Origin of the sequence: Fibrobacter intestinalis (assembly GCF_900167415.1) — a bacterium.
Classification (GTDB): domain Bacteria; phylum Fibrobacterota; class Fibrobacteria; order Fibrobacterales; family Fibrobacteraceae; genus Hallerella; species Hallerella intestinalis.
The window spans coordinates 14,541-32,735 of record NZ_FUWU01000038.1; the positions used below are offsets into that span (position 1 = coordinate 14,541).

Consider the following 18,195-nt stretch of genomic DNA (forward strand, 5'->3'; position numbering starts at 1 on the left):
TATGAACTTGAAATTGATCGCTCTTTCTTTTGCCTTGGGCATGACGACGATTGCCAATGCCGCTGCTGACAAGGTAGTGGGATATTTCCCGTATTGGAGCCAGTATTCCCAGTTTGCTCCGAAAGATATTCGCTATAACATGGTGACGCATATTCATTATGTGTCGCTTTCTCCCGCATCTGACGGTTCTCTCGCCTTTGCGGATGAAAACGATGTGGAAAATTTTAAGGAATTGGCGAAGCTTTCTAGCGAAAACAACGTGAAGTTGATCGTCTCGGTTGGCGGAATGGAGCAAGAGGCTACTTTGGCGGAAATCGCTGCCTCTGACGAATTGCGTTCAACTTTTGTAAGCAATCTCTCTTCTTGGCTCGCCGAAAATAATGCGGCGGGGCTGGAATTGGATTGGCAGAATCTAACCACAGAAAATGCGGAAAATTTTGCTAAGATGGTTGCCGCATTAAAAGAAGGTCTTGGCGACAAGATTGTGTCGGTGACGGCTTACCTTCCCGCTGTTGAAGCCTATTCTGCAGAAGCTTTAAATCAAGCTGATTATGTAACGGTTTTTGTTCCGGATCAGATGACCGAAGAGGTTTCTGAGCTTAAACCGAATCAGAGCACTGCCGTTTTTGAAGAAGCGATGAATGCTTTGACTTCCAAGGGCGTAGATAAAGACAAGCTTGTTCCTGTTGTGCTTTTTTACGGCAAGAGCTTTGCTGGAGCCAAGGGCTTGGGCGATGCGCAGTCGGGAATTGGCAGCGGAAACGAAGGCTTGATTTCTTATAAGGAATTAATGACTAAGTTCGATTCGCCGGATTACAAGGTTTCTTTTGATGAAGCGACCAAGTCGGAAGTGGCTGTGAGCGATATGGAGTCCATTGTATTCATGGGAATCCCTTCGGTGAAAGCTCTTTCGGAAGTTGTCAAGAACAGTGGTTATGCGGGAGTCGCTGCTTATGATCTTTCGCAGGACCATCATGAACCGCTGGTTTCGTTGTTGGTGACGATCGGGCTGGAACTTCGTCCGGATGTGAATTACAAGTCGAAAAAGAAATAATTTTGAACAGAATTTTCCAAAACGCTGCGGAGTCGCAGCGTTTTTTGTATGGGACTTATATGAAAAATTCCACCCGATTTGCTTGTAATCACTAAAGATTTTCGCATTGCCAAAGGAGGGGATAGGGTGAAGGGAAAAGGGGGCGTTTTGCATTTTCTTCAAAGCGGTGAAGCATCTCGTTGTTGGCGAGAAAAGTTCATCTTTTGAAAAAAATTCACCACTTTGAAAAATTCACGTTGTGAAGAGCTTCTCCATTTTGAAAAGAAGTTCCCTTGTGAAATGCCTCGTTTGAAAAAAAGTTCGCTCTTGCGAAAAAGATGTTCACACTTTTGGAAAATTTTTCATTGAGAGTATTTGATGGAGGATTGTATATAATTTCTTTTTGGATCTCAATTCCCGTTTTGTGTTGGATAATCGTTAAATTCAGGGAAAACGTCATCCCGCCGTTTTTCATCTTCTCTTATAAAAATATAGTTCAAGTTTTTAAGTGCAAAGCACGGCTTACGGAACGTCCCGAGTTTCTAGAAAAGGGTACTTCGACTGGTTCAGCAACCGATGAATGCAAGATTTTGTGAGGAATGAACGCTGCGGAAGAAGTCGTCCTTATCGTGTTCATCGGGAGGAACTCTTGATGCGACGAAGTGCTGCACAATATTGTCCAGAAAATAAATTTCCCTCAAAAAATGATGTTCGCGCAAAAAAGTATTGCCGCCCGCAGCAGCGGGCAAGATGTTGTACCCATCTGGTTGGAGCAGGAAAGGTGGCGGGCTTTGCCACTCTGTTCTTCCCCCTTTCCCGTGAAAGGACACCGTACGAAAGAGCGCATTTTTGTTTGTGAACGCTGCACTCCCTACCCGCAGGAAAACTTCTTTTCCGAAATAGAAATGCTCGTGAGAAATTCTTGTTTCAAAAAAAACTCCTGTTCTGATGGCATAAAAAAGTCCGCGAAAGCGGACTTGGGGGAATACTGTATAATATTAGTGTTTATTCCAATGGAAAGACGCCTGCTTGGAGCCTTGGCGAACGCGAAGAATGTAAGAACCCGTCGGAATGTTTTGCAAAGAAATCAGGTGGGTTCCGGCGGAAAGGTTCTGTTTTTGCTTGGAAAGTACTTTCCCTGCCGACGTATAAATTGCCCAGTTTACCCATCCGGATTGAGGGATTTGCAAAAGCAGACTGCCGTGTTGAATCTCGGTGCGGAACGGTGCGATTTTTGCAGAAGCAATAATGGGTGTAGCGTAGTATTCTTCTTTATTTTCTGCGGAAGCCAAAGCGCTGTCGCCGATGATCACCGTAATGCTTTTTTGGAATGCTTCCCAGTTTTCCGTTTCCGGAGCTGACGCGGTAATGCGGACTATTGCGTTGCTTGTTCCCGCTTGGATTTGTGTTGCCAACTTGGTTAGGTAAGGCGTTGATTCTTTATCGTTGTAGGTATAGCTGGTAGCGGTTCCTCCATTTAATGTGGTGTCGGGGAGTGCGTTTGCTTCGCTGAGTTCGCCAAGAGTGAGCGTGCGGTTTTTGAATTTCGAATGAAGACGCTGTTGTCCTTTTGCAAAAATAACCGTGATGGTATCATTTAAAGCGCGATATCCAGTGACTGCCGGGGCGGACACGACAATTTTTCCTTCGCCATAGGATCCTGTGAATTGAAGCATGGGCAGCGAGACTCCGTATGTTGCACCATAACAATAGTTTTTATTGTTGCAGATTCCCATTTTGACCGAGAAAAGGTCCGGGGACAAAGATTGGAAGGACATCTTCCCTCCCTCTACGGTGGTCGATTTTTTTGCTAGAAGGGTTTCAAAATCGCTGCTGCCCGTGTAATTTCTCATTTCGTGGCCTTGAGAGCAGTTTCCCCCATAGCGGCAGGTAAAATCCGTGATTTCAGAGGTTTGCTTGGGTTCCTCTTCGACAACGATGACGGATTCGGAACCGTCATTTCCGGTAAGAATGGCAAAGCCTGCACCAACGATGGATGCCGTGGAACCAGATACGGAAACGGCTTCGGTATTGCTGGACGTGTAAGAGCAGCCTGCTGTTAAATCCACAGAACCGGCGGTTTCGCTGACGGTCTTGCTTTTGAAGTGGCAGGAGCCGGATTTGCCTGCGACAAGGGAGTCCGCCCAGGGGCGAATGTGTTTTTGAAGATAGTTTTTGACGATGGTTCCAGAGGCGGTGTAGCTTGCATTATTCAATGCCTCTTGGGTAGTCAAGTTTTCGGAACCGTCAAAAATGGCGGAGCCCTCTTCAGAATTATCGACAGTGCTTCGGTATTGGCGCAGGCTCCAATTGCAGTTGCTGATATTGTTCTGATCCATGAACGTGAGCCATTCATTTGTGGCACTTTCGTTGGCTGTCCCTTTTCCGTCGGCGCTAGTTGTACCCCATTCCGAAATGAATACGGCATTTCCGCTGTTCATGGCGGCGGAGGCTCTAGTTCCGTAAGTGCTGACGCTGTGCGTACCAGCATAAAAATGAAGAACGTAGGCGATATTTGTTCCGCTGACCCCGCCGTATGAAGAAAGCTGCGACCAGCTCGGCGTTCCGACAAGAATTAAATTTTGTGTGAATTGGCGGATTTTAGGAACAATGGTATTTGCGTAATTGGAAATTACCGACCAGCTTTGATTCACGGGTTCATTGAAAATTTCGAAAATCACGTTGGGTACATCGGCGTATTTCTGTGCCACCTTTGTAAAGAATTCTTCCGCTAGGGACTGTTCTTCGTTCGCGCGGTGGCTGTGCCAGTCGATGATAATATAAATGTCGTTTTTGATGGCGGCTTCCACCATCTGTTCCAGCAATGCCAAATTGCTGCTGGGATTGCCTTTATAGGAGTAGTTTTCGTCCAAAGGGTCGCTCTCATCCGCTTTGTAATGTTCGATGCCCATGGCAAAACGGAACACGTCAATTCCCAGATTTTTAGCCGCCCAGGAAATGACCTCGGGATTGTAGTATTGTGAGCCGGTGGCGTCCGACCAGAAAAGGCTTACGCCGCGCAAAACTACTTGTTTGTTGTTTTTTAGGCTGATGATTTTGCTGCCGCTAGTGCCAAGGGCTCCATAATTTTGGACGGGACCTACGCGAATCGGTTTGGCAGAGCTGACGTCGGCAAAAGCTGTTGCAGAAAACGCCAACACGCTTGCGCAAAGAAACTTGGTGAATGTTTTCATAAAATTCTCCTAAAAAAGGACCCAATCCCGAGAAAGTTTATTTTTGAATTTTCAAGAACTGCAATGTTTTTGCCGTTGAAAGACGCAAAACGTAAAGCCCACGGGCTGGTGCCAGTTCGTCCAGGGCGATTTCGCCCGAACCATTCAGCATCCTGGTGGAAAGAAGCGTCCCGTTCAGGTTGTAAACGCTGAGTTTGGCGTTGTTCCCGACGGCGTTGAAATGGACGATGTTGCCGCTCTGACGGAGCAAAGCCTTGGTTAGTGCTTCCGTTTTGGGAATGGCATTTTGCCCGCTCAATGCTTTGACAACATTTCCGTTGCGATCCTGCAAAGCGATTTCGGCCAAGTCAAAAGAGGCATAGCCCGCTTTTTGCATTTTTACGTCGAATTTGACTCCGCGGACTGCTTTAAGAACATCGCTGGCGCTGATGACTCCATTCAGATTTGTCCATGCAGGGTAGGTGAGAGTGTTGAAATCGTTGTTTGCATTAGCGGTGATATCAATATCGATAGTTCTCCATTCGTCGTCCGTCGGTTGCAGGAAGTAGCCGGGTTCGCCACCTTCTTTGTCCTGATTCAGGGTTTCCTGGTCTAGAAGGGCGAAACGTATAACCCCTTTGCTACGGTAGGTAATGCGGACGTTGGCAAGGTCGCTCAAATCGTGGTAGGACTGCTCAGAATCAAAGGAGCAGGCGATTCCGGCAAATGGGTATTTCAAATTAGGATCGGTGCTGTAGGTGGGTTCCGGGGCGATGAACATTTCCATTGAAGCGATGTTTTTTCCGTCAGTCTGCTGGAAAATGCCCGAACTTCCCGAATCGGGGAACATTTTGGTTACGCCGAGGTCATCGGAATAGACTCCCCAGTGGGCAAGACCGGAAATGGTGGGCTGGAGAGCTGTGTCCTGCAAAACGCCGATGGGCTGTTTGGGGGTCTGCACATTGGCCGGATTCGGAACAAAGTCCGTGTAGTTGGTCATGTTGTAGAAATTGGGCATATTGCCGGTGAGCAGAAGCATATACAGAACATTCAAGGTCGATGCAAAATATTCTTCGCCGACTTTAGCGCGGAGGGAATCCTTGCCTTTGGTATTAGTGAGGGTATAGTAAAGGCCTTCTAAATACGATTTGGGATCGTCTGCGGAAAGCATAGAAAGACCTAGGCCTCCGGTAAAATCAGAGGAAACATAGACGTCGTTGTCCGAAGAGCCGTCCACATTGTACCCCGGCAGGATCATGCCGGCGTAACCATAGGAAGCGGAATCCAGCCACGGAACGATTTTATCGTTGGATGTTTTGGCTTTCGAAATGCCATACCAGGCGTAGCCCCATGCCATGCGCCATGGCGTACGGGTCGCATCGTTGTAAAATCCGAGATAGCCGCTGGTGACCGATGCGTTTGTTTCGGTAGGCTGGTGAGTGTTCCAGTCGCACCAGTCGGGCATGAGTCCCGTTTTGGCATTTTGGCAAAGCTGTACTTCGCTTGTGGCCTTGTCCACTGCGGTTTGCCAAAAGGCATCGTTGGTAATTTCGTAAAAGAGCTGGAATGCGGCGACGGCAGCGTAGCTGGGATTAAAGGCGTCGTTCCAGTTGCTGCCCGGACGGATGGAAGCGTCGCTATTCATATCGTTGCTTTTGATCCAGGCGATAAGCTGTTTGGCTTCGTTGAGGTAGGTGGGGTTGTTCCACTGTTTGGATGCCATCACCAGGGCGACCGCTGCGTCAAATTCGGCATCGCTTGCTGTACCGGAACCGATGCTTCCGTCATAATTGTCCACCTGCCATTCCATGCCTTGACCGCTCCAGCTGCTGCAACCGTTGCCGTTCAGACCTTTGCCGTAGCACTTCCAGTATTTCCATAGCTTGTCGAATTCCGACTGGTGATCTTCATTTGTAGAGGACATATAGACCATCAGGAGCATTCCGTAGGCGATGCCTTCCGAAACGGAAAGTTCGGCATGGGAGTTCGGGCTGATGATTCGCGCTGTTCCCGAGGGCATTGCTTTATTGGCGTTTTCGGATGCGCCACCGTATTTGGCGTAAAATGTTCCCGCTTCGGTGTACCACGCCTTTTTCCAAACATTGAAATGGCTTTTGATAGAGTCCGTTACGGCAGATTGAAACGTGTTGCCATAGGGATAAGCCTTATTTTGCGGAAAGGGATATTGGGGGGCGGCGTTTGCCACGGAAAACGCAGCAAGGCCAAGAAACAATAGAAAGGATTTCGATAAATTTTTCATATATTCCCAAAAATAAGCGATAAATTTTGAACGGGGAGCTTTTTTCGTGTATAAAATTATTAAAGAATGCGTTGTGTAATCTGGATAAAATTCTAAAAGTGTTTTGCGTCAATTTTGAAAAGTAAAAAAGAATTAACAATGAAAAACGTCTTGATGGTGGGGTCTTTTGAAAAAAAAAGTTAGCGTAGGAAAAAATCTCTTTCTTTTTTGTGGAAAAAAGATATATTAAATGGCAAACCGTCCTTATTGGACATTCACATTAACAAGAGAGAGAAAACTATGAACAAGAAAATCTTTGCTGCAACCGCCGTTCTTGCCGCAGTGGCCATGTCTTTCGGCTTGGAAACCTGGGTAGGTGCCAATAGCGAATACCGTATCGAAACGGGTTTTGACGATGGCACGGACACATACGGCTATTGGTATGATTATAACGATGCCAACGATGGCGGTTCTTCCACCATTACATGGCCTGTTGAGAAGGGCAATGAATATGACGACAATGCGCTGGACCCGATTATTGATTACTGTAGCGGCCTTTGCGCAACCGTGTCTCTGGGTGCTGGCTTTGACTACCCGTTCGTGGGTGTCGGCTTCAACGTTTCCGGCGGCGACCAAAAGGGTGAGGATGTTTCTAGCTGGGGTGGTATTTGCATTGGTTACAAATCCACGGGCATTGCTCCGGCACTCGAAATCTCTCCGGAAGACGAAGGCACTGTGACTGAATACAATAACTACAAGGCTGCGTTGAAAATTGCAGCGACTCCAACGGTTGCAAACCTCGCTTGGAGCGACTTTAAGCAGGAAGCCGGTTGGGGCAAGAAAGTCAATCAGTCTGAAGTTCTTGCGAAGACCGCTGCTGTCAAGTTCAAGATGGCCGGCAAGGCTGGTGCTACCACCGAATTTAACATCACGACTATCGGTGAATACGGCAAGTGCGATGGCTCTGCTATCCAGTCTGTAAAGGCTGCTTCTGCTTTGAAAGCTTCTGTTGTTGGTCGCACCCTTTCCCTCTCCGGTGTCAAGGCTGGTGCAACGGTTGAAATTCTCAACCTCCAGGGTCAGGTGATGCTGAAGAGCGTTCTCAACTCTGCCAACGCTTCCCTGTATCTCGCCAACATGGATGCCGGTATCTACATGGTTCGTGTTGCTGGTCAGGCAAACCTCAGCCAGAAGATCGTTCTCAAGTAATTGAGTCCAAATTTTGGAAAATGGAATGGAATCTGTGATACAGATTCCATTCTTTTTTTGTAAGTGAAAATTTTGCTTTCTTTTTTAGGCGTGCTGTATATATTTAGGGTGTTCTAAAATCGTATTTTGCGATGCGAAAATTTGTGGAGATCCTATGAAGTTTAAGTTTCCGATTTGTTCTTTAGCGTTGTGCGCTTTGTTTGGTTTGAGCGCATGTTCAGACAGCAGCTCGTCGTCGGGGGATGATTCTAATTCGAGTTCGTCGGTTTCGATTGTTGTGCCGGGTAGTTCTTCCGGTGGGGCGCAGTCGGAGGTCGGCAGGCTCCCTGCTACGGCAAACGCCCAGTATCCGGACGCGTTGTATCCTGTGTGGAAAGATTTCCATTACATAACATTGGAAGACGAAGCGACCAGATATCCGAATTGGGGAGCTGAATTTGGTGAAATCTTTGCCCCGTATATTGCTCAGGGTTTGTCTGCTGGTCGCGTTATCTGGTCCACTTCCACCAACAACAACTGCTGGATTGATGAAGCAAGTGGTTCGCCGATGTATAAACGTGGCTGTACGGTATCGGAAGGTATTGGATATGGTATGCTGATTACCTTGTTTGCCGGTGACTGGGACGCTTTCAATCGTCTTTGGATTTACAGCAAGGCGTATCGCAATACACCTTATGCTGGAGGAAACGGCTTGATGCCTTGGCTCACCGCTTCGTTTTCCTGGACTATTCCTGATGACGCCAGCGCAACCGATGCCGATTTGGACATCGCTACCTCCTTGATCGTCGCCTATTATATGACGGGAAATTCGGCGTATTTGGAAGACGCTTTGACTTTGGTCGCCGCCCTTTGGGAACACGAAATCAACAAATCCAATCTGTTGATTTATTCGGGTGACACGCCTATGTGGACCGGAAGCGATCCGGTTTATAACTTGAGCTACTTCTCTCCGGTTGCACTGCGCCTGTTTGCCATGGTGGACCCCAATCACGATTGGACGGGTGTACTGAATGCCGAATATGCGTATATGCAGCAGGTTCAAAAGGCGGGAACTGGCGTTTTCCCGGATTGGAGCAATGGTGCTGGAGTGGCGGTGAATCCGAACAACAACTCGGCGGACAAGACCTATTGGACCTTTAACAAGGAATCGGTGCGCATTCCGTGGCGTCTCGCTTGGGATTACTACTGGTTCCAGGATGATCGTGCGGCACAGGTGTTGAACACCTTGAACTCTTTCATTTCTGCCAAGTCGGGTGGCGATCCGGTGAATCTTCCGGCGACCAACTTTACTTGGAATGAATCGGCCGGACCGGATATTGTGAATTCGAAACTTTCGCTGCACTGGAAAGGTGCTTGGTGTCTAACAGCCATGGCGGGAGCCGACAGCTGGATGGATGCCTGTGCGGCGGACTTCAATGCCCAAATAATGGAAACGTCGGCTTCAAGCTATTTCATCAATATTCTGCATATCATGATGAGTCAGCTGATGAACGGAAAATATGTCAAGCCGTTCTAGTACGATTTGAATTTTCGTTGTGAAAGCGTCCGGTTATATGCCGGGCGTTTTTTTGTGCTTGGATGGAATAAGCGCTCTCTAAAAATTCATTTTCAAAAAAATCGCTTGCGTGAGAGCGGTTGGTTAAAGCGCTTAATGAGCTTGCCAAACTAGTTGAAGCACAGTCAGGAGAACGGCCTTCCTTAATTCTTGCCAACGCAAAAACTTTTTACGAAAAAAGGTTTCCACAAAAGCTTCTCTCGAGCGTTGTACAAGATGGAGGCTTAAAAATTTCATCTTCAAGGAGGAAACCTATGAAAGAAAATTCCCAAAATGTCGCCCCGCACGATTCCTTTTTCCGCTCGGTTTTCAAGAAGCCTGAGCACGCCGCCGAGCTACTGCGCTTTGCTGCCCGAAAAAACGAGAGCCTTGCCGAGTTCCTGAAGACCGTGGACCTCTCGACCCTCACTGAGATTTCCGAGTCCTTCAGCGACACGGAGAGCTTTGGTTACGCGGACTTGGCGTTTACCGTCAGGATTGCAAACCACGGAACTGCGCCCAATTTACAATCAACGGACTTGCTGGTGGGCATCCTCGAAGAGCACAAGTCCGCGAAGGATCCGACCGTCGTCAAGCAGCTCATAAACTACTGGTTCCACATCATGGTCAAGAACCAGAAGAACGTCCCGACCGTCGCTATTGTCTTTTACAACGGCAAGGATCGCTGGAAGCTGGACGCGAAGACCATATTCCCGCAGTATCCGACGTATTACCACAAAATCGGTCTGCCTTTTGTCTTTGAACTCGTGGATCTCGGGGACGCTCTAGATGCGGAATCCATCAAAAATCTTTCGGCGAAGATGACCCTCGCTCTGCTGGCGATGAACTATGCGTTCCACGGGGAAAATAAGGGAGTGCACCTGCGGGGAGCTGTTAAGCAACTGGCCGCCATGCCCAAAGACGAGGCGGGTCGCTTTCTCGACGAAACGTTTCTATATTTGAAACGCTGGTTGAACAGCACGCAGAAGGAGGAACTTCGCATGGATTTCATTACCGCGTCGGAAGCCTACGGCTACGAGACGATCGCCGAAGCCGAAGAGAAGGAACTCGCCGCCAAGTACGAGGAAGGTCTCGGAATCGGCATGGAAAGGGGACGGGAAGAAGGAATTGAAATTGGAGATTTGAATGCGCGCAGGGAAATCGCGAAAGCGCTTAAGAGCAGTGGAATTTCCGCGGAAATCATCGCCGATGCCTCTGGTCTCTCCGAGGAAGAGATTCAGAAACTGTAATCCATTTGGCTTTTGAAAGAGCCATGGTGTCTATCCGTTTTTGCTTTCTTTTCACCTTTTATCGCTAGCCGCTTTGTGGTATTCTGATGGCGTAGGAATTCCTTGTTGCTAATCGCTCCCTAAAGTAGTGCTTTTTACTTTTCCATGAACTTTTTGTGACTGTTTTTGAAATGGGGATTTTTATATTCTTTTTCGATGATGACGGATTCTTTGCAAAATAGTATGATTGCAGATTCTGCGGCGGTGGACGCTGTCGTGGAACCCGTGAAAATGGATTTGTCCGTTCGCACGGATTCGCTCCCGCAAACGATTTTGAAGGGCGATACTTTTGAATTTAAGGTCGATATTTCCTGGCAGGCTCCGGCGGGGCAGAGTGCCGTTTTGATTCTTCCGGCGAGTTCGGCGAATGCCAAGGGAATTACTCAGCTGGGCGTTCGCGAGGAACATTTTCGCAAAGTTCTTGGAGACAAGTCCGTTTCTCATACGCGGTTTATTTGGACGCTTTCTGCGGACGATACGGGCACGGTTTCGATTCCGGCACTGCGTTTCCAGATTCCGTCGGCGAATGGACCTTTTGAATTGGAATCCGAAAGCGTGATGTTTCACATTGGCGAGCCCGCACATGTGGGTGCTTATGCTGCTTTGGGCGGGGGAATTTTCGTTTTGCTCTCGGTTTTTGTGGCGTTGCTATGGCGGCGAAAAAATCGTTTGTCGGCGAAAGCAAAACAGGAAAAGCGAGATGAAGATGCTTTGGCGGAGCAATTTTTGCTGCTGAAAAAACGGGTCGCCAAGGCGGATAGCCGGATGTGGTTGCTCGATTTGGAAAAAATTTGTAAATCATGGGCTATGCGGCGTTTTGGAAACGACAATCTGGAGGATCTGGCGAAGAACGGGCTTTTGGACGGCTGGCAACCCTTGCTGGATGAATTTGCGCATGCTCGTTATGGCGGCGGAGAACGAGATGCTTTCCAAAATAAGGAGTCGTGGAAAACGGCGTCGAAACTTTTAAATATTCAAGAAGACGAATGAGGACAATATGACAAACGTTCAGGAACTTTCTGAAAAAATTAAGGACCGCGGACATTTTTGCGTGGATCTTTTACGCGAAGTGGAAGGAACTGTCATCGGGCAAAAGGATATGGTGAAGAGCATTCTCACCGGGATTCTTGCCGATGGGCATATTTTGCTGGAAGGCTTGCCGGGACTTGCGAAAACGACTGCCGTTCAGGCTTTTGCGAATGCGGTTTCGCTGGATTTTAAACGCATCCAGTTTACCCCGGATTTGCTTCCGGCGGATTTGCTTGGAACGACGATTTACAATGCCAAAGAGTCCCGTTTTGAAACTCGCAAGGGTCCGCTTTTTACCAATCTGGTTTTGGCGGATGAAATCAACCGTGCTCCGTCGAAGGTGCAGAGCGCGCTTTTGGAAGCGATGCAGGAACGGATGATTACGATTGGCGATGAAACGTATAAGTTGGACGAACCTTTCTTGGTTTTGGCAACGCAGAACCCGATTGAACAGGAAGGAACTTATCCTTTGCCCGAAGCGCAGGTGGATCGCTTTCTGCTCAAGGTAAAGGTCGGCTACCCGGGCAAAGACGATGAAATGAAAATTTTGGAAGCGGTCAGCGGTTCGGGATTGAAAATGCCACAGGCCGTGGCGAACAAACAGGATATTTTGAATGCTCGTGAGCTGGTCAAGGAAATTTATGTGGATGAACGGATTCGCGAGTATATTGTGAATCTGGTTCTTTCGACCCGCGATCCGGGTAGCATTAAAAAAGCCGAACTGGCGAACTTTATTTCGGTGGGGGCTTCTCCCCGCGCTTCCATTGGCCTTGCAAAAGCGGCGAAAGCCCATGCGTTCATCGAAGGGCGCGGCTATGTGACTCCAGAAGACGTAAAGGCGGTTGCCATGGAAGTTCTCCGTCATCGCATTATTTTGAGCTACGAAGCGGAAGCAGAAGAAGTTTCTGCGGAACTGGTCGTACAAAAAATTCTGGATTCGGTCGAAGTGCCTTAATATGCTGTCCAAGGATGTTTTCAAAACGGTAAAACGCATCGAGTTGTCGGTGCGTGGCCCGCTGGATGCCATGATGGCGGGTGCTTACCACAGCTCGTTCAAGGGCAATGGCGTTGAGTTCAGCGAAGTCCGCGAATATGTTCCCGGAGACGATGTGCGCTCCATCGATTGGAATGTGACCGCCCGCATGGGAACTCCCTACATCAAGAAATTTGTGGAAGAGCGCGAATTGACGCTGATGCTGATGGTCGATGCCAGTTCGAGTTCGGAATTCGGTTCGGGCAAGGAGATGAAGGGCGAAGCGATGGCGGCGATTACCGCACTGCTTTCTTTTGCCGCTGTCCGCAACAACGACAAGGTCGGGCTTTTGATTTTTACGGATCAGGTGGAACTTTTTATTCCGCCGGCGAAAGGCAAAAAACACGTTCTGCGTCTGGTTCGGGAAATCCTCTATTTTAAGCCGGAACATCATGGAACGAATTTGCAGCAGGCGCTCGAATATGTGGGCGGAGTTTTGAACCGTCGGGCGATGGTTGTCGTGATGTCGGATTTTATGGACGCCGGTTTTGAAACGGCTTTTAAAATTCTTGGAAAGCGTCACGATATGCTGGCCGTTTCGGTGATGGATCCTAGGGAATCGGAGCTTCCTCCGGTGGGTCTTGTGGAGTTTGAAGATCCGGAAACAGGAGAAACGATGCTTGTCGATACGGGGGATGCCGCTTTCCGTGAAGCTTTTGCGTACGAGGCGAAGAAAGCGCAAAAGGCGACGAAAAATTTGTTTCAGAAGATGAACGTGAATTATGTGCAATGTCTGGTTCATGACGAGTTTCGGGATACGGTGGCTCCGCTCGTGGAACATTTCAGAATGCAGCAGAGGCGTCGAAGTTGATGAGGTTCGGATTTAGAAAAATGGGAAAATTCTGGAAAGTGCCTTTGATGGCGTGCGCATTAGTCGTGCCGTCGCTGGCGATGGATGTGTCTGTCCGGTCGGCGACGACCGCTTCGCAGATTTTTGTAGGAGACCGGTTTGATTACGAAATCTATGTGACCGCTCCGGAAAGCGCACAGGTGGATTTGCCTAGCTTTGTCGGTAATTTGGGCAGCTTTGAAGTGAAGGACATGCAGCACAAAGAACTGCTCGCCGAAGGAAAGAAAAAGAGTTTTGTTTGGCGAGCGACGCTGAACACTTTTGTCGCTGGGGATTTTTTGATTGCGCCGCAGGAAGCGCGTGCGATTGTGGGTGCGGATACGGTGATTGTCCGGACGGATCCGGTGGCGGTCAAGGTGGTGACTCGTACGAATGGTTCCGAAGAGGACATTCTCGATGTGGAAGGGCCGTTGAAAGATTCCCGTTTGCCGACGTGGTTGCGTGTGTTTTTGGTTATCGTTTTGGCGGGCTTGCTCGTGTTGATCGGCTGGTTTTTGCACAAGAAGTTCCGCAGGGAAAAAGAAAAGCCACGGCTTCCGCCTTACGAAGAAGCGATTCAGGCTCTTCGGGAATTGCAAGACAGGCAGTTGCTGGCCTTGGGAGATCAGGCGGGATTTTATACGTCGCTGAGTTTTATCGTGCGCCGTTATGTGGAACGCCGTTTCTTGGGAGAATCCCCGTCGGAAGGAATCTTGGACGCGACTCTTTTGCAGTTGAAGTCCCGCATTTCTCAGATTTCCGGCTTGCAGGAAGCCTATAAGCAATCTTTGGTGGAATTGGAAAAGGAAACGTATCCGGTGAAATTCGCTAAAATGAAAATCGGCGACGACCGCGGTGTTTTCTGGAACGATTGGGCTTCCCGTTTGTTGGAAGACACCAAGCCCGCTCCCGAAGAAAAGAAGGAGAAGGCAAATGGATCTCGCTAATTTGCATTTTCAAAATCCGGAAGCTTTTTTCTTGCTGCTGTTTGTGCCGATTCTGGTGGCGGACTGGTGGTGGCATTCCCGAAAGCGGAAAAGTACCATCAAATTCCCGGCGTTGGCTTTGGCGAAAAAAGCGGCGAAAGGTTCGCATGCGAAAGCCCGCTATATTGTTCCGGCCTTGCGACTGGCGGCCCTCTGCTGTTTTATTGTGGCTCTGGCTCGTCCGCAAAACGCAACGGAAGTGGAATACACTTCGACAGATGGTGTTGATATTATGCTCGCGCTGGACGTGTCCGGATCCATGGGAACTCTGGATATGCTCACCCGCATGGATCAGGCGAAACTCGGCGTCATGAATGCGGAAAAAGTTTTGAAGAGCGGGCGTTTCTGGGATTATTCGCGCTTGGGATACGCCAAGAAGGTCATCGCGGAATTTATTCAGAAACGGGAAAGCGATCGCATCGGGCTTTCGGCTTTTGCGGGAAATTCCTACACGTTGGTTCCTTTGACTTTGGATTACGGCGCTTTGCTGGAAATTTTGGCGAGCGTAGATGATTCTACCGCTTCGGGAAATGGCACGGCGATTGGCGACGGCCTGATGACTTCGCTCGCGCGACTGGAAAAATCCGACGCGAAATCCAAAGTCGTCGTTCTTTTGACGGATGGCAACGACAATGCAAGTCTGGTTCCGCCGTTGCATGCCGCCGAAGTTGCCAAGGCTTTGGGCGTCAAGGTTTACACGATTGGCGTCGGAAAAAAATCGGGAACGTTTTTGGCTTTTCAAAGAAACCCTTGGACCGGGGATATTTCGTGGGCGGAAGAGCCGATTCCTCCTGAAAACGGGCTGGATGAAAGAACGCTGAAAGAGATTGCGGCAAGTACGGGCGGGCGTTTTTACCGGGCGGAAAGCAAAGAGGATTTGGAAAAAATCTATTCGGAAATTGACCAGTTGGAAAAAACGGAAATACAGACGATTGCGTATGCGCGGTATTCCGAAAAATTTTATCCCTGGCTCTTTGCCGGTGCGCTTTTGATCTTGCTGGAACTGGTGCTTTCGAATACGCGATTTGTGAGGATTCCATGAGATTTGCCGAGCCGAATTTTTTGTGGTGCCTGTTTACGTTGCCGCTCTTTTTGCTGCTGTTTGTCTATGCGTATCATCGGCGGAAAAAACTGGCATCCCGATTTGCTTCTATTTCGATGCTTCCGAAAATTGCCGTGTCGCTTTCGCCGTGGCGCCGGATTGCGAAAACGAGCCTGCTGCTTTTGGGAATCGCCTTTTTGATTATTGCGCTGGCCCGCCCGCAGTGGGGACGGCAAATGGAGCATATTGAACGCAAAGGTCTGGATATCGTTTTGCTTCAGGATGTTTCGTTGTCGATGCTTGCCGAAGACGTAAAACCGAACCGCCTGATTCGTTCCCGTCATGAAATTTCGGCGTTTTTGGATACGCTTTCCGGCGATAGAATCGGCTTGGTTGCTTTTTCGGGCGAGGCGCAGACGCTGGTGCCGCTGACTTTAGATTATGGAACGGTTCAGCTGATTCTTCGGGATTTGGAACCGGGATGGCTTTTGCCGGGAACGGATTTGGCTGCGGCGATAGATAAGGGCTTGCAGATGTTCCAGCGATCCAAGGTGCCGTCCAAGTACGCGGTGATGGTTTTGATGAGCGATGGCGAAGAGCAGGATGCGAAGGCTGTGGAAAAAGCGAAAGAAGCTGCGGAAGCGGGGATTCGGATTTACACGGTCGGCATTGGGTCTAAAGAAGGCGTGCCTATTCCGGAACCGACGAAAAACGGTGATGTCGCTTACCACAAGGACCGTTTTGGAAATATCGTGACGACCCGGCTGGAAGAGCGGACGCTCTCGGAAGTGGCAAGCATTACAGGGGCGCGCTATTTTTACGCCAGTCCGGGGGAATTTCAGTTGCAGAAAGTGCTTTCGGAAATTGAAAGCATGGAAAAACGGGACACTTCTTCGGATCAGATGGAAAATTACCAGGATCGGTATCAGATTTTCTTGGCGATGGCGGCGCTGCTTTTTTTGGCGGAAGCTTTGCTTTCGGAACGAGGAAAGAAACGGAAACAGCTTGCGGGGCGTTTCAGCTAATAGGGATTTTGTATAAATGAAAAAATGGCTTTTGATATTTTGGGTGGCCGCTGCGGCTTATGCCCGTCCTATCAATGACGGAAACCGATTGTTTGCGGACGGGGATTTTCAAGGTGCTTTGGAAAAATACGAAGAGGCTCGTCAGAGCGAACCGTCGAATCCGATTCTTTTTTACAATATGGGAACCTGCCTGTATAAGCTCGGCGATTACGAGAAAGCGCAAAAAGAATTGGAAAGCGCTACGCGAATGCCCGATTCTTCGCTCTCGTCCAAGGCGGCGTTTAATCTGGCGAATACTTTTTACCGGATGGGCGAAAAATCCAGCGAGCCTTCGGAGCGGATTGCCAAGTGGCGCGAAGCCGTCGGGTATTTGAAGAAAGCGATCGATTTGAATCCGGATTTTGAAAATGCGAAACGCAATGTGGAAATTGTGCAACGCAAGTTGAAAGAAGAAATCGACAAGCAAAAAGAGCAGAACCAGCAGAATCCCAATAACGATCAGGAGCAGCCCGAACTTTCGGAAAATGCGAAACAGATTTTGGCTAGGGCTTTACAGATGTGCAAGAACGAGCAATGGACGCCGGCAAAAGAATTGCTGGAAAATACGATGGCAAGCGATTCGACGGCTTCTAGCTTTAGCTCTTACATTCAGCGGATAGAAGATGTGATAGATATTAAGGCGGGGCGAAAACCCAAGAGCAAAATCGACCAGTCCAATGCAGATAATGATTTGGGGGTGATTTGATGGTTGGCGGAAATTTAAAAGCGACTCGAATTGTATTGGTTCTGGCGGCTGTTGCTTGTGCGGCGAATGCCCCGAAATCCGCTGCCGAGTATTATTCGGATGCAGCGTACCAGTATATTGAAAACCGTTTGCCGACGGCGGCGATTACCTGCAAAGAGGGATTGTCGTATTATCCGGACGACGTCAAATTGCAAATGCTGGCGGACAGGATTGACGAGTCCAAGGATGAACAGAAAAATCAGAACAAGCAGAATAATCCTCAAAACGAAAACAATTCCGACAAGAATCAGGACCAGAACTCGGAAAATTCCAATTCGGACAACCAGCAACAAAACGACAATTCGGAGCCGGGATCTTCGGATAGTTCCAGCAGCGATTCTCAATCGGATAGAAATGACGGCGGCTCCAGCGGTTCAAATGGAAACTCCAGCGATTCCAATCAGGGCTCGGGCGAGGGCAATTCCAGTTCGCCGGATGAAAGTTCCAGCGATTCTCGGGAAAGCGACGAACGGCCCGCAGGAACGCCTGCGCAAATGAGCCCGCAGGAAGCTTCGCAGCTGTTGAAGGACTTTGATGAGGAACATGGCGAGCGGAAACCTTGGAAACCAGCCCGAGGCGTCGCTAGACCGGAAAAGGACTGGTAGCATTTGGAGGGGGATTTTAATCCTCCAGCAAAAGTTCACCATCAAATTTTTCAAAACGCGAATTTCTTTTTTGCAGGGGGATTTTTTTCGCAGACTGCGAGGTGCTTTGCCTACCTAGTCGTCCCTTAAATCCCGCCCAGCCCGCATAACTATTGGGAAAAACTGATTTCTACCCTGTGAAAATATTGCAAGGTTTTCTAAAATATGACTGAAAACCTTGCATTTTTTTCATGTACAGACCGCCAAAATCCCACGCCCAGACAAGCCTTTTCTGCTCCCTTGAGGAACAGTTGAACCACAAGCACCCCCTCTACGTTCTCGCGAACAAGATTGACTGGAACAAGTTCGAGACCGAGTTTTCCAAATTGTTCGACGAAAAGATGGG

14 protein-coding genes are annotated in these 18,195 nt (G+C 48.8%); 12 read left to right on the forward strand and 2 right to left on the reverse strand.

From position 1 onward, the window contains the following. Position 1: 1 nt before the first annotated feature. Complete coding sequence (locus tag B5D40_RS10425; protein ID WP_078776847.1) at positions 2-1,054, forward strand: glycoside hydrolase family 18 protein; 1,053 nt, start codon at positions 2-4, stop codon at positions 1,052-1,054. Positions 1,055-2,031: 977 nt separating this feature from the next. Here B5D40_RS10425 and B5D40_RS10440 read toward each other — a convergent pair. Both B5D40_RS10440 and B5D40_RS10445 read right to left on the reverse strand, forming a co-directional pair. After that, positions 2,032-4,227, reverse strand: coding sequence for a cellulase family glycosylhydrolase (locus B5D40_RS10440; RefSeq protein ID WP_078776849.1), 2,196 nt, complete (start codon positions 4,225-4,227; stop codon positions 2,032-2,034). Positions 4,228-4,264: 37 nt separating this feature from the next. Further along, positions 4,265-6,466, reverse strand: a complete 2,202-nt coding sequence (locus tag B5D40_RS10445; RefSeq protein ID WP_078776850.1) for a glycosyl hydrolase family 8 — start codon at positions 6,464-6,466, stop codon at positions 4,265-4,267. Between the two features lie 279 nt (positions 6,467-6,745). Between B5D40_RS10445 and B5D40_RS10450 the strand changes: the two genes are divergently transcribed. From B5D40_RS10450 to B5D40_RS10500, 11 genes are all read left to right on the forward strand, one after another. Then, entirely contained in the window at positions 6,746-7,654 is a 909-nt protein-coding gene (locus B5D40_RS10450) for a T9SS type A sorting domain-containing protein (protein ID WP_078776851.1), read from the forward strand. Between the two features lie 154 nt (positions 7,655-7,808). Further along, positions 7,809-9,170: a glycosyl hydrolase family 8 gene (locus tag B5D40_RS10455; protein WP_073302800.1), complete on the forward strand. Its 1,362-nt coding sequence runs from the start codon at positions 7,809-7,811 to the stop codon at positions 9,168-9,170. Positions 9,171-9,463: 293 nt separating this feature from the next. Beyond that, complete coding sequence (locus tag B5D40_RS10460) at positions 9,464-10,438, forward strand: Rpn family recombination-promoting nuclease/putative transposase (protein WP_078776852.1); 975 nt, start codon at positions 9,464-9,466, stop codon at positions 10,436-10,438. Positions 10,439-10,633: 195 nt separating this feature from the next. Beyond that, complete coding sequence (locus B5D40_RS10465; RefSeq protein ID WP_143394517.1) at positions 10,634-11,467, forward strand: hypothetical protein; 834 nt, start codon at positions 10,634-10,636, stop codon at positions 11,465-11,467. Between the two features lie 7 nt (positions 11,468-11,474). Continuing rightward, a complete protein-coding gene (locus tag B5D40_RS10470; protein WP_073302797.1) occupies positions 11,475-12,461 on the forward strand; it encodes an AAA family ATPase in 987 nt (328 codons plus the stop codon). A gap of 1 nt (position 12,462) precedes the next feature. Next, positions 12,463-13,350, forward strand: a complete 888-nt coding sequence (locus B5D40_RS10475; protein ID WP_078776854.1) for a DUF58 domain-containing protein — start codon at positions 12,463-12,465, stop codon at positions 13,348-13,350. A gap of 20 nt (positions 13,351-13,370) precedes the next feature. Next, complete coding sequence (locus B5D40_RS10480; RefSeq protein ID WP_095849655.1) at positions 13,371-14,315, forward strand: hypothetical protein; 945 nt, start codon at positions 13,371-13,373, stop codon at positions 14,313-14,315. After that, positions 14,302-15,396, forward strand: a complete 1,095-nt coding sequence (locus B5D40_RS10485) for a vWA domain-containing protein (RefSeq protein WP_078776856.1) — start codon at positions 14,302-14,304, stop codon at positions 15,394-15,396. The genes B5D40_RS10480 and B5D40_RS10485 overlap by 14 nt, the downstream gene beginning before the upstream one ends. Continuing rightward, positions 15,393-16,421, forward strand: coding sequence for a vWA domain-containing protein (locus B5D40_RS10490; protein ID WP_073302791.1), 1,029 nt, complete (start codon positions 15,393-15,395; stop codon positions 16,419-16,421). The genes B5D40_RS10485 and B5D40_RS10490 overlap by 4 nt, the downstream gene beginning before the upstream one ends. 16 nt (positions 16,422-16,437) lie before the next feature. Beyond that, a complete protein-coding gene (locus B5D40_RS10495) occupies positions 16,438-17,166 on the forward strand; it encodes a tetratricopeptide repeat protein (protein WP_078776857.1) in 729 nt (242 codons plus the stop codon). Then, positions 17,166-17,810 (forward strand): hypothetical protein, encoded by a 645-nt coding sequence (locus B5D40_RS10500; RefSeq protein ID WP_078776858.1) that lies wholly within the window; start codon positions 17,166-17,168, stop codon positions 17,808-17,810. Before B5D40_RS10495 ends, B5D40_RS10500 begins: the two co-directional genes overlap by 1 nt. Positions 17,811-18,195 lie beyond the last annotated feature (385 nt).

Excerpts from the sequence above, each read along its gene's own strand:
- B5D40_RS10500 (WP_078776858.1), top strand. The coding sequence starts at position 17,166 with ATGGTTGGCGGAAATTTAAAAGCGACTCGAATTGTATTGGTTCTGGCG.
- B5D40_RS10460 (WP_078776852.1), top strand. The coding sequence starts at position 9,464 with ATGAAAGAAAATTCCCAAAATGTCGCCCCGCACGATTCCTTTTTCCGC.
- B5D40_RS10455 (WP_073302800.1), top strand. The coding sequence starts at position 7,809 with ATGAAGTTTAAGTTTCCGATTTGTTCTTTAGCGTTGTGCGCTTTGTTT.
- B5D40_RS10495 (WP_078776857.1), top strand. The coding sequence starts at position 16,438 with ATGAAAAAATGGCTTTTGATATTTTGGGTGGCCGCTGCGGCTTATGCC.
- B5D40_RS10465 (WP_143394517.1), top strand. The coding sequence starts at position 10,634 with ATGATGACGGATTCTTTGCAAAATAGTATGATTGCAGATTCTGCGGCG.
- B5D40_RS10470 (WP_073302797.1), top strand. The coding sequence starts at position 11,475 with ATGACAAACGTTCAGGAACTTTCTGAAAAAATTAAGGACCGCGGACAT.
- B5D40_RS10425 (WP_078776847.1), top strand. The coding sequence starts at position 2 with ATGAACTTGAAATTGATCGCTCTTTCTTTTGCCTTGGGCATGACGACG.
- B5D40_RS10440 (WP_078776849.1), bottom strand. The coding sequence starts at position 4,227 with ATGAAAACATTCACCAAGTTTCTTTGCGCAAGCGTGTTGGCGTTTTCT.
- B5D40_RS10445 (WP_078776850.1), bottom strand. The coding sequence starts at position 6,466 with ATGAAAAATTTATCGAAATCCTTTCTATTGTTTCTTGGCCTTGCTGCG.
- B5D40_RS10450 (WP_078776851.1), top strand. The coding sequence starts at position 6,746 with ATGAACAAGAAAATCTTTGCTGCAACCGCCGTTCTTGCCGCAGTGGCC.
- B5D40_RS10480 (WP_095849655.1), top strand. The coding sequence starts at position 13,371 with ATGGGAAAATTCTGGAAAGTGCCTTTGATGGCGTGCGCATTAGTCGTG.
- B5D40_RS10475 (WP_078776854.1), top strand. The coding sequence starts at position 12,463 with ATGCTGTCCAAGGATGTTTTCAAAACGGTAAAACGCATCGAGTTGTCG.
- B5D40_RS10485 (WP_078776856.1), top strand. The coding sequence starts at position 14,302 with ATGGATCTCGCTAATTTGCATTTTCAAAATCCGGAAGCTTTTTTCTTG.
- B5D40_RS10490 (WP_073302791.1), top strand. The coding sequence starts at position 15,393 with ATGAGATTTGCCGAGCCGAATTTTTTGTGGTGCCTGTTTACGTTGCCG.